At 66.2% G+C, this 15,340-nt stretch carries 17 protein-coding genes; 12 read left to right on the top strand and 5 right to left on the bottom strand.

Annotated elements, in window-relative coordinates; translation table 11 throughout:
* The first annotated feature begins 387 nt into the window (after positions 1–387).
* The gene (locus tag QEP15_RS16285) at positions 388–1,518 is read left to right on the top strand and encodes an extracellular catalytic domain type 1 short-chain-length polyhydroxyalkanoate depolymerase (protein WP_152384899.1); all 1,131 of its coding nucleotides are present in this window, start codon (positions 388–390) and stop codon (positions 1,516–1,518) included.
* A 143-nt stretch (positions 1,519–1,661) separates the two neighbouring features.
* Positions 1,662–2,183, top strand: a complete 522-nt coding sequence (locus tag QEP15_RS16280; protein WP_152384898.1) for a DUF1993 domain-containing protein — start codon at positions 1,662–1,664, stop codon at positions 2,181–2,183.
* 43 nt (positions 2,184–2,226) lie between these two features.
* Here the strand turns inward: QEP15_RS16280 and QEP15_RS16275 are convergent, their stop codons facing one another.
* Complete coding sequence (locus QEP15_RS16275; protein WP_056323966.1) at positions 2,227–2,724, bottom strand: VOC family protein; 498 nt, start codon at positions 2,722–2,724, stop codon at positions 2,227–2,229.
* Positions 2,725–2,777: 53 nt separating this feature from the next.
* On the bottom strand, positions 2,778–3,134 hold the full coding sequence (locus tag QEP15_RS16270) for a DUF1428 domain-containing protein (RefSeq protein WP_056323968.1): 357 nt from the start codon (positions 3,132–3,134) through the stop codon (positions 2,778–2,780).
* 169 nt (positions 3,135–3,303) lie between these two features.
* Between QEP15_RS16270 and QEP15_RS16265 the strand changes: the two genes are divergently transcribed.
* Positions 3,304–4,278 (top strand): GlxA family transcriptional regulator, encoded by a 975-nt coding sequence (locus tag QEP15_RS16265; protein ID WP_056323970.1) that lies wholly within the window; start codon positions 3,304–3,306, stop codon positions 4,276–4,278.
* An 11-nt stretch (positions 4,279–4,289) separates the two neighbouring features.
* Here the strand turns inward: QEP15_RS16265 and QEP15_RS16260 are convergent, their stop codons facing one another.
* Positions 4,290–4,742, bottom strand: a complete 453-nt coding sequence (locus QEP15_RS16260) for a GNAT family N-acetyltransferase (protein WP_175155860.1) — start codon at positions 4,740–4,742, stop codon at positions 4,290–4,292.
* A gap of 271 nt (positions 4,743–5,013) precedes the next feature.
* On the opposite strand from QEP15_RS16260, the gene QEP15_RS16255 reads away from it, so the two are divergent.
* A complete protein-coding gene (locus tag QEP15_RS16255; protein WP_280147735.1) occupies positions 5,014–6,639 on the top strand; it encodes a methyl-accepting chemotaxis protein in 1,626 nt (541 codons plus the stop codon).
* Positions 6,640–6,642: 3 nt separating this feature from the next.
* Here the strand turns inward: QEP15_RS16255 and QEP15_RS16250 are convergent, their stop codons facing one another.
* Positions 6,643–7,053 carry a hypothetical protein gene (locus QEP15_RS16250; protein ID WP_280147734.1) on the bottom strand — a complete coding sequence of 137 codons (411 nt, stop codon included), beginning with the start codon at positions 7,051–7,053 and terminating at the stop codon, positions 6,643–6,645.
* A gap of 183 nt (positions 7,054–7,236) precedes the next feature.
* Between QEP15_RS16250 and QEP15_RS16245 the strand changes: the two genes are divergently transcribed.
* From QEP15_RS16245 to QEP15_RS16210, 8 genes are all read left to right on the top strand, one after another.
* Positions 7,237–7,824, top strand: coding sequence for a hypothetical protein (locus QEP15_RS16245; RefSeq protein WP_280147733.1), 588 nt, complete (start codon positions 7,237–7,239; stop codon positions 7,822–7,824).
* A gap of 15 nt (positions 7,825–7,839) precedes the next feature.
* Entirely contained in the window at positions 7,840–8,514 is a 675-nt protein-coding gene (locus tag QEP15_RS16240; protein WP_217617471.1) for an SMI1/KNR4 family protein, read from the top strand.
* Positions 8,515–8,570: 56 nt separating this feature from the next.
* On the top strand, positions 8,571–9,761 hold the full coding sequence (locus QEP15_RS16235) for a class C beta-lactamase AMZ-1 (RefSeq protein WP_280147732.1): 1,191 nt from the start codon (positions 8,571–8,573) through the stop codon (positions 9,759–9,761).
* A gap of 264 nt (positions 9,762–10,025) precedes the next feature.
* A complete protein-coding gene (locus tag QEP15_RS16230) occupies positions 10,026–10,895 on the top strand; it encodes a DUF2242 domain-containing protein (RefSeq protein ID WP_280147731.1) in 870 nt (289 codons plus the stop codon).
* A gap of 105 nt (positions 10,896–11,000) precedes the next feature.
* Positions 11,001–11,426 (top strand): CopD family protein, encoded by a 426-nt coding sequence (locus QEP15_RS16225; protein ID WP_280147730.1) that lies wholly within the window; start codon positions 11,001–11,003, stop codon positions 11,424–11,426.
* A 314-nt stretch (positions 11,427–11,740) separates the two neighbouring features.
* On the top strand, positions 11,741–12,502 hold the full coding sequence (locus QEP15_RS16220) for a MetQ/NlpA family ABC transporter substrate-binding protein (RefSeq protein ID WP_062839237.1): 762 nt from the start codon (positions 11,741–11,743) through the stop codon (positions 12,500–12,502).
* A 6-nt stretch (positions 12,503–12,508) separates the two neighbouring features.
* On the top strand, positions 12,509–13,612 hold the full coding sequence (locus tag QEP15_RS16215) for a methionine ABC transporter ATP-binding protein (RefSeq protein WP_280147729.1): 1,104 nt from the start codon (positions 12,509–12,511) through the stop codon (positions 13,610–13,612).
* A complete protein-coding gene (locus QEP15_RS16210; RefSeq protein WP_056324005.1) occupies positions 13,593–14,249 on the top strand; it encodes a methionine ABC transporter permease in 657 nt (218 codons plus the stop codon). Before QEP15_RS16215 ends, QEP15_RS16210 begins: the two co-directional genes overlap by 20 nt.
* Positions 14,250–14,282: 33 nt before the next feature.
* On the opposite strand, the gene QEP15_RS16205 is transcribed toward QEP15_RS16210, so the two are convergent.
* Complete coding sequence (locus QEP15_RS16205) at positions 14,283–15,305, bottom strand: hypothetical protein (protein ID WP_280147728.1); 1,023 nt, start codon at positions 15,303–15,305, stop codon at positions 14,283–14,285.
* Positions 15,306–15,340 lie beyond the last annotated feature (35 nt).

Genomic DNA, 15,340 nt, shown 5'->3' with positions numbered 1-15,340 from the left:
GGAAAGATTTGATCTGGTGCAAGGTTGAGACCCAGGGAGGCGATCCCGGCGAGTGGGGCGAACAGGACGAGCCGCGCAGGCAAGGTGGTTAGTTACTCTGTGATACATTTAACGCGCGAATTTGACGCGAACGAACTGCCCGGCAGAGGCGGCGCGCGTTCTTCACTTTGGGCTTGCACGTCGGCCGCGCGTGGCGCGGCCGTGATCGACACTCTTAGGAGAAGCACCCATGAATCCGGCACTCGGCGTCACGGTTGGAAAGTTCTCATCACGCGCCAGGCATCTGTCTTGCGAAGCGGCATAGCCGCGGCGACCGCCGTCTGGCGCTGACGCCCTCGGCTCCTCCGGATGGCGCGGCAAACAGGAACTTCCGAACAGGCCCACTCAATGGCGCGCAGTTTCAGCAGTCTGTTTTTCAAAGCGGCAAAGAAGATCACCCGGCTCCAACGCGCGGCGATGCGCCTGGCGGCACCAAAACCCGCCCGCAAGCGCGCGGCCCCGGCCCGCAAGAAGGCTGCCGGCGTCACGACCGGACGCGCAGCGAAAACGGCGCGGCCCGCTGGCGCCGCGGGCGCGGGCAGGGCGGCAGCGGCCGAGACGGCGCCGCTGGGCGCCGGGCGCTGGGAAGCCTTGCGCCAATTCTCTGACAAGACGGGTCGCAGGCTGGCCTTTTCGCGCTACACCCCGGCCACCGCCCCGCCCGCGGGAATGCCGCTGGTCGTGATGCTGCACGGCTGCCGGCAGACCTCAGTGGCTTTCGCGCGCGGGTCGCGCATGAACCAGTGGGCCGATGCCGGCGGCTTCATGGTGTTGTATCCGCAGCAATCGCTGGCGCGTCAGGTGCAGCGCTGCTGGCGCTGGTTTCAGCCCGACGACGACCATGGCGGCGCCGAGGCCGACCTGATCGCGGCGCTGATCCGATCCGAAGTGGCGCGCCACGGCGTCGATCCCGAACGCATCTATGTGGCGGGCCTGTCGGCGGGCGCGGGCATGGCGGCGCTGGTTGCGTTGCGGCATCCGCGCCTGATCGCCGCCGTGGCCATGCATTCGGGACCGGTCGTGGGCGACGCGCACAACGCGGGCCACGGCCTGGGCACCATGCGGCGCGGCAGCATCAAGCCGCTTGCCCCGCTGCTGGAGTCGGTCTCGGATCCCGCCGTCTTCGAACTGGGGATGCCGGCGCTGATTCTGCATGGCCAGCTCGATCCCGCCGTGGCGCCCCGCAACGCCAAGCAGCTCTTCGAACAATTCCGCACGTTAAATACCGCCGATCCGCATGCGTTGCCGGTCGAACGCGTGCTGGGCCTGGGCACCGAAAAGGCCTACCGCCGGGTGGACGTGCTGCGGGGCCGCAAGACCGTGTTGCGCCTGTGTGAAATCACGCGGCTGGAACATGCCTGGAGCGGGGGCGATCCGTCCATCCGTTATCACGCGCGCAGTGGCCCGGATGCCTCGGCGCTGGTGTGGCGGTTCTTTCAGGGGCAGCGGCGCACGGGGGCGATTGCCGGGGCGCAGTGAGCGCGCGGGATCGCTGGGCAATTGCGGACTGGCAGGATTGTTCAGGCGCAAGGAACGGTGATGTCGCGGCTACCGGCGGCTTGCGGGGCGGGCGCGGCGTAACATCGCGGATGCATACTCACACCCTTACGGAAATCTCCGCCATGCCCTTGTCCATGTACCAGGCGTCCGTGCCTGTCTTCATTCGCGGCCTGAACGTGCTGGCCGCGCTGCTCGAAAAGGCCGCCGCGCATGCGCAGGCCGCCGGCATCGACCCTGCCGATCTCGTGAACGCGCGGCTCGCGCCCGATATGTATCCGCTGTCGGGTCAGGTGCAGCGCGCAAGCGATGCCTCGAAGTTCGCGGCGCAGCGGTTGTCGCAAGGCGAAGCCCCGAAATTCGCCGACACCGAAAGCACACTTGAGCAATTGCAGCAGCGCGTGGCGGACACGATCGCGTATCTGCAGAGTGTGAAGCCCGAGCAGATTGACGGCGCCGAAGGGCGCCGGATCACGTTGAGCTTCGGCGATTTCAAGCCCGAGTTCCAGGGCGATGAATATCTGCTGTCCTTCGCGCTGCCCAACTTCTATTTCCACGTGACCACCGCGTACGGCATCCTGCGCCAGGCAGGCGTGCCGATCGGCAAGCTGGACTTCCTGGGGCCTTATCCGCAACTGGCCCCTTGATGGCGCGGGACGCGGCCCGTCGCGAGCCGCGTCTGCCTTGCCATCACTGCTTCGATGGATCGCCGCAGCCGTCCATCGGGCCCATCTTTGCCATGTTCTGCAGGATTTCGTCGGGCGTGAGGTCCTGGATGTGCGTGGCGATGGACCAGCGGTGGCCGAACGGGTCGACCACCTGGCCGTAGCGGTCGCCCCAGAACATATCGGCGGCAGGCATCGTGACCTGCGCACCTGCTGCCACCGCCTGCTCGATCGCGGCATCCGCGTCGGTCACGTACAGGTGCAGCACGGCAGGGGTGCCCTTGAGCGCCTTCGGTCCCAGGCTGCCCCATTCCGGAAAATCATCCATCAGCATGAGCACCGAATCGCCGATGCGGATGGCCGCATGCATGATCTTGCCGTTGGGGCCGGGAAGGCGCATCAGTTCCTCGGCATTGAAGGCTTTCTTGTAGAAGGCGAGGGCGTCGGACGCGCCTTCGCAGATGATGTGCGGCGTCAGCGTGTGCATGCCGTCGGGAATGGGCTTGGCTGCTTGGGTGGCCATGGTGGGTCTCCAGGGTGGTTGAACGACGGCGCAAAAGTGCGCGGCCGCGTTGACTAGTTGCCGACCAGTGTGGCGAAACCGCCCCAGCACATGCGCTTGACGTCGAATACGCCCTCGCAGCACATGTCCGCCAGGCGCGGGTCGGACATCACCTTGGCGTTGATGCTGTTGCGCGCTTCCTTGCTGGGATACAGGATCCAGGCGAAGACGACGACCTCGCCCTCGCGCGCGCCGGCTGCCGCGCTGAAGGACGCGAACCCTTCCCCGTCGATATCGTCGGCCACGCCTTCGCGGTAATCCAGCGCGCCGTGCTCGCGCCAGATGCCTTCGGCGTGCGTCGCCATTTTCTTGTAGGTCTCCAGGTTTGCCTTGGGTACGCACAGCAGGAAACCATCTATGTACTTGTCCATCGATCACTCCTCACGTCCGTGTTGTTCTGGTTTGGCCGGGCGTCTGCAATCCGTCCCGGCCGCCGTCCGGATTTCTGGGTCGGCAGGAGTGACTGTATCGGGATCCGCGCGGGTTTCAGATAGGCGATTGCGACAATCTTGCGGGTGGATTGCGTCAGCGTGCAGGCGTATGCTTGGCAACATGAAAAACGTCGCGTTCCTGCTGCCCAAGGGGGCCAATATTGCGTCCCTGGAAACCGCGCGCCACGGGTTCATGGTGGCCAACGAATATCTGCGCGCGCATGGCCGCGAGCCGCGTTTTCATGTGCGCACGCTGGCCCTCACGCGCGAGGTCAGCCTGGACGATGGACGCATCAAGGTACAGGCCGACATGGTGCTGGCCGACGCCACCGATATCGATATCTGCATCGCGCCGCCGCTGCTGGGATCGGTGTCGGACGCGGTGCTGTCCAACCGCGAACTGATCGAATGGCTGTCGCGCCACCACCGCGAGGGCGGCGAGGTGGCCAGCCTGTGCATGGGCGCGGCGCTGCTGGCCGCGGGCGGCGTCCTGGACGGACAGCAGGCGGTCGTGCATTGGGTGGCGCAAAACCTTTACGCCAGCCTCTTTCCGACGGTGCAGTGGACCAGCGATCGCGTCGTCATGGCGGAAAACGGGGTGTATACGAGCGGGGGCGCATTCTCGGCCGCGCATCTCGTGCTGCACCTGATCGAGAAATACACGGATCGCGACACCGCCATCTGGTGCGCCAAGTATTTTCAGCTGGACTGGAGCCGGCAAAGCCAGCTGCCGTTTTCCGTCTTCATGGGACAGAAGTCGCACGCGGACGACATCGTGCGGGCGGTGCAGGAATACATCGAAGGTCGCTACCGCGAGAAGATCACCGTCGAGGAACTGGCCGGCCGCCACGCGCTTGGCCGCCGCACGCTGGAGCGGCGGTTCCGCCAGGCCACGGGCAACAGCATCGTCGAATACGTGCAGCGTGTGCGCGTCGAAGCCGCCAAGCAGCGTCTGGAAACGTCGCGCAAGAGCGTCGCCGAGGTGATGTACGAAGTCGGCTACAACGACACCAAGGCTTTTCGCGACATCTTCAACAAGTACTGCGGCATGTCGCCCGTCGGGTACCGCGAGCGCTATCAATAGCGCCGGGGCGTTCAGCCCTGATACCGGTAGACGCGCGTGTCGCGCATCGCAAAGCCGGCCGACTCGTACAGATGGTACGCGGACATGCGCCCTGGGCTGGACGTCAGGTCCAAGGTGCGGGCCTTTAACTCGCGGCTCTTTGCGATGGCCGCACGCGTCAGCGCCATGCCGACCTTCAAGCCGCGCGCCTGTTCGTCCACCACCACGTCCTCGATCCACGCGCGGATGCCGGTGGGCACGCGAAAGTGCACAAGGGTGAGAGTGCCCACGATGCGCTGATCGGGCGCCATCCTGGCGATGAATACGTGATTGCCCGGCGCGTGGATGATCTCGTCCAGATCCGCCTTCGACAGCGCCGCCGCGTTTGCGGACATCTGGGGCAACAGGCGCGCGAAGGCCTGCACCAACGCGTCATTGGCCGTCGTCGCCAGCGAGACGGTCACGCTGTTTTCCAAGGGTTTCATCGGAAGCTCCCCAAAGCCTGCGTGCGCCATATAAAGCGCCTGAATACTGTAGTACGTCAAGTTGATGTCAATAACGTTGCTGCTGCGCAGCATAAGTGCGTTGTCTTTGTTCAATCGCAAATTATTGAACGGATAAATACTTGCGAAATGTGACATCAAACCTAGACTGGGGTTTTCCCCCTGTTCGATGTTCCATGAAATTTCCGTGTGTTAACGCTGCACCTGATTGCATGGCAATGGCTGAAGATCGACACCCCTGCAAGAGACCCTCATGAAGACGCTTCGCATCCATTTCGGCAATCTCTCCATTGGCGCCCGGCTGAGCCTGGGCTTTGGCGCTGTGCTGGCCCTGCTGCTGGCCCTGGCTGGCCTGTCGCACTACGAGTTGACGCGCATAGGCGGCATCAACCGCATGATCACTCAGGAGACCTGGGCGAAAGCCAACGCGATATCGGTGGTCGACGTGACAACGCGCGCCAACGCGCGCGCCAATCTGGAACTGATCGTCAACCCGGACCCGGCCGCAACGCAGCGGCTGTTCGAGCAGATCGAGGCCAACCGCAAGCGCATCGATGGGGCCCTGGCCACGATGCGGCCGTTGATGAAGACCGCGGACGCCGCCGCGCGGCTGCGCACGCTGGAAGAAGCGCGCGGCCGTTACGTAAAGTCATTCCAGTCGGTTGGCGCCGTGCTCAAAAGCGGCGACCGCGAGGGCGCCCGCCAGCGGCTCTTGCAGGAGACGCTGCCCATCCTGGACAGCCTGCAGGATCACATCATTGCGCTTTCCCGGCAGCAGGCGGCCGAGATGGACGAAGCGGGAACCGCAAGCCAGGCGGTCATCGACGAGGCCGAGCGCCTGAACGCGGGCCTGTCGGCGCTGGCGCTGGCGGTGGGGGCCCTGCTGGCCTGGCGGGTCAGCCGCTCGATCACGCGTCCGCTCGCCCGGGCGGTCAAGGCTGCCGAGACGGTGGCAAGCGGCGACCTGGGCCAGCGTATCGAAGCCGCGTCCCGGGACGAGACCGGACGGCTGCTTCAAGCCCTGCAAGACATGCAGGACAGGCTTGCGGGCGCGGTCCGCGCGATCCGGCAGGGATCGGAGACCATCTCCAGCGCGTCGGGCCAGATCGCCGCTGGCAATACGGACCTGTCCAGCCGCACCGAAGAGCAGGCCGCATCGCTGGAGGAAACCGCGGCGTCCATGGAAGAGCTGGCCTCCACCGTGAAGCAGAACGCCGACAACGCGCGCCAGGCCAACCAGCTTGCGGCCAGCGCATCGGAGATTGCGCTGCGCGGCGGCGCGGCGGTGTCCGCGGTGGTGGGCACCATGCAGGACATCTCGGCCAGTTCGCACAAGATTTCCGATATTGTGTCCGTGATCGACGGCATCGCTTTCCAGACGAACATCCTGGCGCTGAACGCGGCGGTCGAAGCGGCCCGCGCGGGCGAGCAGGGCAAGGGTTTTGCCGTCGTGGCGGGCGAGGTGCGCTCGCTGGCCCAGCGCAGCGCGCAGGCGGCGCGGGAGGTAAAGGCCTTGATCGAGGATTCCGTCGGCAAGGTCGGCTCGGGCGCCCGGCAGGCCGAAAGCGCGGGCGCAACCATGCAGGAGATGGTCACGGCGGTGCAGCACGTCACGGACATCATGGGCGAGATCGCCGCGGCCTCCCACGAACAGGCCAGCGGTATCGATCAGGTGAACCGGGCCGTGGCGCAGATGGACGAAGTCACGCAACAGAATGCGGCGCTGGTCGAGGAAGCTGCGGCCGCCGCGGGGTCGATGCAGGATCAGGCGCGCGAGCTGGTGCGGGCGGTGGGCGTGTTCCGGCTGGCCGAGGACAGCGCGCGGCGCGGCCAGGATCCGGCGCCGGCGCAAGCGCGCGGGGCGCTGATGCTGGCGTAGCCCCTACTTGCCGCAGGCGGCCTGCAAAGCCTTCATTTGCGGGCTGCCTGGCGCAAAACGCACGAACTGCACCTGGCTTTCGTCCAAGGTCTCGTCCTTGATGGCGGCCACCAGGTTGTCGCGCAGGTAGTAGGTGGTGGACGGCAGGAAACCGACCTGCGCCCGCCGGCAATCGAACAGCACGTCCGTGACCGCCCGGTCATAGCTTGCGCGTTGCTTGTCCCCGCCCGGGATCGTCTGGGCGGCGGTGTAGCGCATTTCCATCTTCCCCTTGGCGGTCCCCGAGGCCTGCCGCGTTTCCGGCAGGCCACCGATCCGAATGGACACGTTCGGGTGATCTGGCCGCGGCGGCACCTCGAACCATTGCTGCGCGTGGGCGGCCGAGCCGGCAAAAAGCGCGGCCAGGACGGCCATGGGCGTCAGTATCCGCAAACGAAGAAAGCCCGGGGAGGGGGCGGGGCGTGCAGAAACAGCAAACGGTGGGCGCATGGTCTGTCCGTGGACGCAATAAGCGGGCGTTCAAATGTAGCAAAATGCGGTCTTGGCGCCGCACGATTTATCTCCAAGCCGCCGGCGCTTGCCAGGACACGCACTCACATGAATTCCTTCGAACACATCCGGGCGCAGTTCGCCCGGTTTGGCGAACTGCGCCCGCAGCCGCGCGAACAGTGGCAAGGCAGCCTTGCGCTGCCGCAGGGGTTGGCCGACTTTTACGAACAGGTGGGCCCGTGGGGCGCCACCCGTCACCAGAACGTGGGACCGGTCGGCATCACGCTGTCCGAAACCAATATCAGCTTTGCACCCTTGCATAAGCTGTGGGACCGGCAGGCCGGCTATCGCTGGGATGCCGTGAGCGGAAAACGGGTCGACGATTGGCGGGACAACTGGCTGATGATCGCCGACCAGAACGCGGACCCCTTCATCCTGGATACGGGCACCGGCCAGATCCTCCACGCCCGGCACGGCGCGGGCGCCTGGGACGCCGGGATGGTGGCCCCCGACCTGCCGACGTTCGCCGCCGCCGCTGCCGCGGTGGGTCTTGTCTGCCTGGAGGCCGACGAAGATCTGCGCAACGATGACTGGGAGATCAAGTCCGAGCACCGGGCGCGTGCCTTGCAGGCGCTGACCGCCGTCCTTGGGGACGCGGACGAGGCCGAGGGCTTTCTGGATGTGCTCGAGTTTTAACGAAAGGATCAACGAATGACGGCTCTTGCCGAACTGGCCGAAGACTGCGGCATTGCGCTGCCTGCGATGCTGCGTCAACTGATCGACGCCGGACACACCAGCTATGGCGACATCGCGGCATGGCGCGCGGATTGGAAGGGCAACACGCTCGCCGCCCGGCCCGTGCTGTCCTGCATGGACGACCTGGAATGGATCGACGCGGGGCAGGCGCGCGAAACGGCCGAGGAATGGCTCAATCCCGCGTATCAGCATGGCAGGCGCTTTCTCCCGTTCGCGGAGTCTGGCGCGGGCGATGCCTATTGCCTGACGCCCACCGCCGACGGCGGTTTGGGCGTGGCGCTGGTGTGGCATGACAGCGACGAGGCCCGCGTGGTGTGGGCGTCGTTCGAGGCATTTGTCTTCGATGCGCTGGTGCGCAGCGCGGCGGACATCGGCCATCTGGTCGAAGAGGGGTTCACGCCGGCCGAGGCCGTGGCCTGCGTCAGGGCGAATGTCGAAATCCTGAAGGCATGTCTGCCTCAGGCCATGCAGGCGGAATTGGACCGGCTGATGGCCGGGACGCCGCCGGTGCCGGTGGAAGGGTCGACGGCGTGGATCGATGCAGCGTGCGCGAACGCGGCATTGACGCTGTTGCCGCCCATGGCGGACAAGCCATTCGACGTGGTGCCGCGCTGGGAGTGCGGCGAATAATGACCCGGCGCCGTTGAATTCATCGCGGCGCATCCTTCATCCATCCAGGACTATCCATGCATCCCCGTAGACACTTTTGCGCCGGCCTCCTTGCCGTTGGGCTTTTTGCCGCCGTGTCAGCGCCCGCCGCGGGACGCTCCGAGCTGCCCTACATCGACAGCGTCGTGAACGAGGCGGCCCGCGCGGTTATCCGCCAGCACGACATCGCGGGCATGGTGATAGCCGTGACGCACCAAGGCCGCCAGCGTTTCTACACCTATGGCGTCGAATCATTGCAGACGCGGCGCGCCGTCAATCGGGACACGATCTTTGAAGTGGGCTCGATCAGCAAGACCTTCACCGTGACGCTTGCCGCGTATGCGCAGGCGAAGGGCTTGTTGCAGTTGACCGACAGTCCGGCGCGTTTTTTGCCCGAGCTGGCCGGCACTGAATTCGCCAAACTGTCCTTGCTGAACCTGGCGACGCACACGACGGGCGGTTTTCCGTTGCAGGTGCCTGACGAGGTGCGCGACAACGCGCAATTGATGCAATACCTGAAGGCCTGGAAGCCGGAGCATGCGCCCGGCACGTATCGCTCGTATGCCAATCCCAGCATTGGCATGCTGGGCGTCGTGGCGGCTGTCAGCTTGAAGCAGCCGTTTGCCCAGGCGATGGAAAAGGACCTTTTTCCGAAGCTGGGGCTGTCCAGCACGTTCATCGACGTGCCCGCCGCCAAGGCGTCGCGCTACGCGCAGGGCTACAACAAGCAGGGCGCGCCGGTGCGCGTGAATCCAGGCGTGCTGGCAGCCGAGGCCTATGGCGTGAAAACCAGCGCGCGCGACCTGCTGCGCTTCGTCGAGGCCAGCATGGACATGGACGTGCTGGACAAGGACATCCGCCGCGCCATTGCGGACACCCACGTGGGCTATTACCAGGTGGGCGCAATGACGCAGGACATGGTGTGGGAGCAGTTCCCGTATCCCGTGCCGCTGGATTCGCTGCTGACGGCCAACGCCGGCACGCTGAACAGCCAGAGCCATCCGGCCCAGGCGCTGCAGCCGCCGCTGGCGCCGCAGGCCCAGACCTGGATCAACAAGACGGGGTCCACCAACGGCTTCGGGGCCTACGTGGCGTTTGTGCCCGCGCGCAAGCTCGGCATCGTCATTCTGGCCAACCGCAATTACCCGAACGACGCGCGCGTGCGTCTGGCGGCGGAAATTCTGGGGGCGGTGGAGAAGCAGCCTATGGCGCCCGCCGGCGCGCGTTGATGGCGCTGTCGTCGTTGCTGCCGTAGTCGCTGTCGCTGGGGGGGCAACCCTGTTGCATGCTGGCCATGGACCGCGCATCGAATTCGATACGAATTACGACGCCTGATGTTCCCTGAGGCGGCCTCGCATATAGGGACACGGCCATTGGCCCGGAAACGGCGGAATGCGAACCTGTTTCAACATATCTCCGATCAATTCCGTCCCCAATAAACGGCCGGATTTCTTATCGGATAATGCACGTCGTTGCTCCACGCCGGACCTCTCATGCCACGCGCCACCCGCCGTATCGTTTTTCCCCTGTTCGCCACCCTGACCGCCGTCCTGGCAGGATGTTCTTCCCCCAAGCCCGTCTACGAGCGAGAGGACTTCGCGCAAAGCGACACCTACTCGCGCAGCGTTCCGGCGGCCAGCAGCGCCGCCTGCGACGCGGGCCGGCGCGCCTTGCTCAGCCAGGGGTACAACATCGACAAGTACGAACCGTCACGCGTGACCGGCCACAAGAACTTCGAGGGCGAGGACGGGCAGCATACGCAGATCAGTTTCAACGTGGAGTGCGCGCCCGACGGCAGCGCGAACGAAGGCGCGACTGTGTTCGCCAATGCCGTGCAGGACCGCTATTCGATCAAGCGCACCGGCAACTCGGCCAGCGTGGGGGTCAGTGTGCTGGGGCAGGTCTCGATGCCGTTTGGCGGCAGCGACGACTCGCTGGTCAAGACGGCAAGCCAGACGGTGACGCGCCCCAAGTTCTATGACGGGTTCTTCCAGCTGTTGGAACGATACCTGCCCGACGCCAAGGCGGCCGCCGCGCCGCGCGAGCCGTCCGCGCGGCCGAAGGGAGCGGCGTCAAAGTCGGCGGCTTCTCCCGCCACAGCCCCGGCCCAGGCGCCGGCCGATCCGGTCGTGGCGCCGGATGCGCCGGCCGACACGCTGAATCCGGCCGCGGCCGGCGGCGACAAGCCGGCGCCCGCCACAGCGCCCGCCACGTCTGCGCCGGCGGCAAAGACGCCCGCCTCGGGGGAGCCCGCCGCCGCGGGATCGCCCGCCGCAGAATCGCCCGCGGCCGCACCTGCCGCCGCGGGATCGCCCGCCGAAGGGGCGCCTGCTCCCGCGCCGGCTTCGCAAACCGGCAATTGACGCCGTTGCCGCCGGCGCATCCACCGCCGGCGCGTTTGCCGTAGCGCAAACACTGCAGGCCAGCGCGCCGCATCGCGCCGGCCGCGAGCGGCGATAATGCCGCCCATGACATACCAACTCCTGAAAATGGCCCATGTGGCGGCCGCCGTGACGTGGCTGGTGGGCTCGCTCTTCGTGTCGCTTTTTCTCCTGACGTCGCAGCCCGAGCATGGCGACGACGCGCCCAAGGAGCGCCGGATGCTCCACGTCCTGCGCCGCTGGACGCTGTTCGTCACCACGCCGGCCATGGTCATCACCTGGTTGATCGGACTGCACCTGGCCATGACATTCGGCTGGTTTGCGATGAACTGGATCTGGATCAAGGTCGCCTTCGCGATCAGCCTGTCCGGCTTGCTGGGCATGCAGAGCGCATCGCTGCGGCGCATGGCCGGCGGCAGCGGCAAGCGGCCGCCCCTGATCGACCTGCAGGCGCCGTTCATCGTGCTGGCGGCAGCGGCCATCGTGACGCTGGTCGTGGTCAAACCGTTCTGAACGGGCACACCTGACCGCCGGTCCCGCGCATGGCGGGGGCGCCATGCCTGCACTGCGATATGACAACGCGCCATATCGAATCAACCGCGTAATAACGACTCAACGAACAAGTCGTTCGCGCGCACAAGCCCCGTCCCTAGAATCGTCTCCTCTCATAACTGCACGGGTTCAGAGGCGATTCCATCATGACTATTCGTACTTTTGCGGCCGAGGCCGCGGCGGACGCGTCCGTTTCCGGCGGCGCGCAGCCCGCGCGTTTCGCATGGGCGCCGATCTTCAAGCGCTTGCTGGGTGCGGTGCTGGCGTCCGCCGCCATGTTTCACGGCCCCGCCTTCTCGGCCGACCCCAAGCCGCTCAAAGTGGGTGTGCGCGGGGGCGTTGACGAGCAGATCTGGGAAGTGGTGGCGCAGGTGGCCAAGAAAAATGGCCTGGCCGTCGAGCCCGTCGTCATCACCGGCACCGCCAGCCCGAACGAGGCGCTGAATAACGGCGATCTCGAGGCCAACGCCTTCCAGCACATTCCCTTCCTGAACGACCAGATCAAGCAGCGCGGCTACAAGCTGGTGCCGGTGGCCAACACGTTGATCTCGCCCATCGCGTTCTATAGCAAGAAGTACAAGTCGCTCAAGGACTTGCCGGACGGCGCAAAGGTGGGCATTCCCAACGATCCCAGCAATCAGACGCGCGCGCTGGTCATCCTGCGCGACCAGGGTCTCATCACGCTGAAAGATGGCTTTGATCCGGCGACCGGGACAGCCACGCTGGCCGACGTGACGTCCAATCCCAAGAAGCTCGACTTCGTGGAAAGCGCATCGGTGGTGCTGGCGCGCTCGCTGCCGGACGTGGACACCGCCGCCATCGTCAACAGCTTTGCGTACCAGGCCGGGCTGATCGCCACGCGCGACGGCATCGCGGTCGAGAAGAAGGAAAACAACCCCTACGTGAACATCATTGTGGTGCGCGAGCAGGACAAGGACGCGCCGTGGGTGCCCGAGCTGGTCAAGGCGTATCACTCCGAAGCAGTGCGCCAGTTCATCCTGACGAAGTTCGAAGGGTCGGTGATCCCGGTCTTCTAGGCAATCATGCAACGTGAACTTTCCCTGCCCCAGGACGCCATGCGCGCCACGCAAGCGCCGGCGCGCGACGCGCACATCGTGTTCGAGGGCCTGCAGAAGCAGTACCAAGGCCCAGCGGGCCCGGTTGCGGCGCTGTCGGACGTGTCGTTTTCGATTGCGCGCGGCGAGGTGTTCGGCATCATCGGCCGCAGCGGAGCGGGCAAGTCCACGCTGCTGCGGTCGATCAACATGCTGGAGCGGCCCAGCGCGGGCCGCGTGTGCGTGGACGGCGTGGACGTGGGCAGCCTGGACGAGGATGCGCTCGTGAGCCTGCGCCGCCGCATCGGCATGATCTTCCAGCACTTCAATCTGCTGTCGGCAAAGACGGTGGCCGAAAACGTCGCGCTGCCGCTGCGCGTGGCGGGCGTGAAGCCGGCTGCCGCGCGGGCACGGGTGGAGGCGCTGCTTGAGATGGTGGGCCTGCGGGACAAGGCCGATGTTTACCCGTCAAAGCTGTCCGGCGGACAGAAGCAGCGCGTGGGCATTGCGCGCGCGCTGGTCCACGAGCCCGAGATCCTGCTGTGCGACGAGGCGACGTCCGCGCTCGACCCCGAGACCACGCAATCCATCCTGGCGCTCCTTTTGGACATCAACCGCACGCTGGGCCTGACCGTCGTGCTGATCACGCATGACATGGCCGTGATCCGCGAGGTCTGCCACAACGTGCTGGTGCTGGATGGCGGCCGCAAGGTCGAGCTGGGCGAGGTGTGGCGCGTGTTCGGCAACCCCCAGGCGGATGCCACGCGCGCGCTGCTGCGGCCGTTGCAGCACGATCTGCCGGCGGACCTGGCGGCACGGCTGGTGCCCGATCTGCACGGGCGTCCTGGCGTTGCGGTGCTGCGGTTGCGCTTTACCGGCCAGGGCAGGCCCGACGGCGTGTCGCTGCAGGCGCTGGCTGCGATGGGGCCAGGCGCGACGCTGCTGCACGGCGGACTGGACCGGCTGCGGGGCCACGCGCAAGGCAGCCTGCTGGTGTCGGTGCCCGCGGGCGCATTACAGGAAGAGGCCGCGCGCGCCGGGCTGGTGGCCGATCAGATCAAGGTGCTTGGCTATGTCGCTACCGATGCTTGATAAATACCTGCAGGCATTTCTGCAGACGCTGACGATGGTGAGCATTTCGGCGGCCATCGCCATAGGCGCCGGCCTGGCGCTGGCGGTGGTGCTGACCGTGACCGCGCCGGGCAGTCTGTACCCGCGTCCGCGCTTGAACAAGGCGTTGTCGGTCACGGTGAATACCTTCCGCGCCATCCCCTTCATCATCCTGCTGGTCGCGATGCTGCCCTTCACGCGCTTCCTGGTGGGCACGACGCTGGGCACGTGGGCGGCCATCGTGCCGCTGTCGGCGAACCTGATTCCGTTCTTTGCGCGCATTGCGCAGGTCAGCCTGAACGACGTGGACCACGGCCTGGTCGAGGCGGCGCGCGCCATGGGCTGCCGCCGGTGGCACATCGTGCGCCATGTGCTGCTGCCCGAAGCCTTGCCGGGCATCATCGGCGGCATGACGGTCAGCGTGATCGCCATGATCAACGCGTCTGCCATGGCGGGCGCCGTGGGCGCGGGCGGGTTGGGGGATCTGGCGATCCGCTACGGCTACGAACGCTACGAGACGCGGGTGATGTTCGAGGTGATCGTCATCCTGATCGCGCTGGTGTCGATCGTGCAGTTCACCGGCGAGTGGCTGTCGCGCCGCGCCGACCACAAACGCTAGCGCATGCGTGGCGTGATGGAACGCTTATCCGGTTCAGCGCAGCGGCGCCTGCGGCATGGCCGCCAGGGATTGCGTCGCCAGCCGTTCCTGCTCGCGGGCCAGCCGGTTGACGGTGTCCTGGTGCTGGTGAAAGCGCGTCAGGTCGGCGTTGCGGCCGAACTTCAATTCGTTGCGGTCCGCGTACCAGAACTGACGGTTGTCATCGAGCAGCGTGATCATCAGCCCGAACTCGTGCAGGATCTGCGTTTCCAGGTCCCAGACGCGCCGCAGTTTCTGGTTGCTTGCCGCCCGCGAGTCCGTCAGCGCCTGCAGGATCTTTGCCTTTTCAGGTTCGGAGATGGTCAGCGAGCGCACCAGCGCGGGCATCCCGTCCAGCACGTCCAGGCTTTGCTGCCGGTAGGCGGGCACCAGCTTTTCGGCCTGTTCCAGAATCAGGCGGCTTTCGATCAGGCCCGAGTCGCGCGCCAGCCGGCCGGCGTCAAAGAGCCGGGGCAGGCCGATTTCCTTGAGTTCCTGCAGGTAGGCGCGATGCTGCGCAAGCCGTTCGCCGGCCACGGTTTTCATGGCCCGTTCCATTTCGCCGTACGGACCCGTGGCCTTGGGCGAGGGATCGATGGCCGCCACGTCTTCGGGCACGCCGGAGCCGCCGCCGGCCTGCATGCGCAGCGCGTCGATGGCCTTGCGGATTTCGGTGTTGGCGATGTCGCGCTGGCGGTTGTCGTGGCTGCGTTCGGCAAGCGGCACGGCCACGGCGGCCAGCAGGAACACCCCCGCGCCCAGCATGATGCGCACGCGGTTGCGCGGCGTGCGAAAGCGTTTCCAGAGGGAAAAGACGCCCAGGACGACGAGCAGCAGGGCGCCCAGGAGCATGGCGCCACCGAAGGCCAGTTGCGCAACCTCCAGCATCGTTTCCGGACGGCTGCTGTAGACGGTCCACGCCAGCATCGCGGAATAGACCAGACAGGTGGCGGCCTTCAGGAGCCAGCCGGGTTCGGGCGGAGCCGTGGCCAGCGCGGCCGGGCCGGCAGCCGTGGCGGGCGCTTGCGGGTCGTTCATGTGGCGCGTGAAAACGGGGATACGGCGTTTGACTG

The organism is Achromobacter mucicolens (genome assembly GCF_029866465.1).
Taxonomy (GTDB): domain Bacteria; phylum Pseudomonadota; class Gammaproteobacteria; order Burkholderiales; family Burkholderiaceae_B; genus Achromobacter; species Achromobacter mucicolens.
This window is presented reverse-complemented; position numbering and strand designations above follow the sequence as displayed.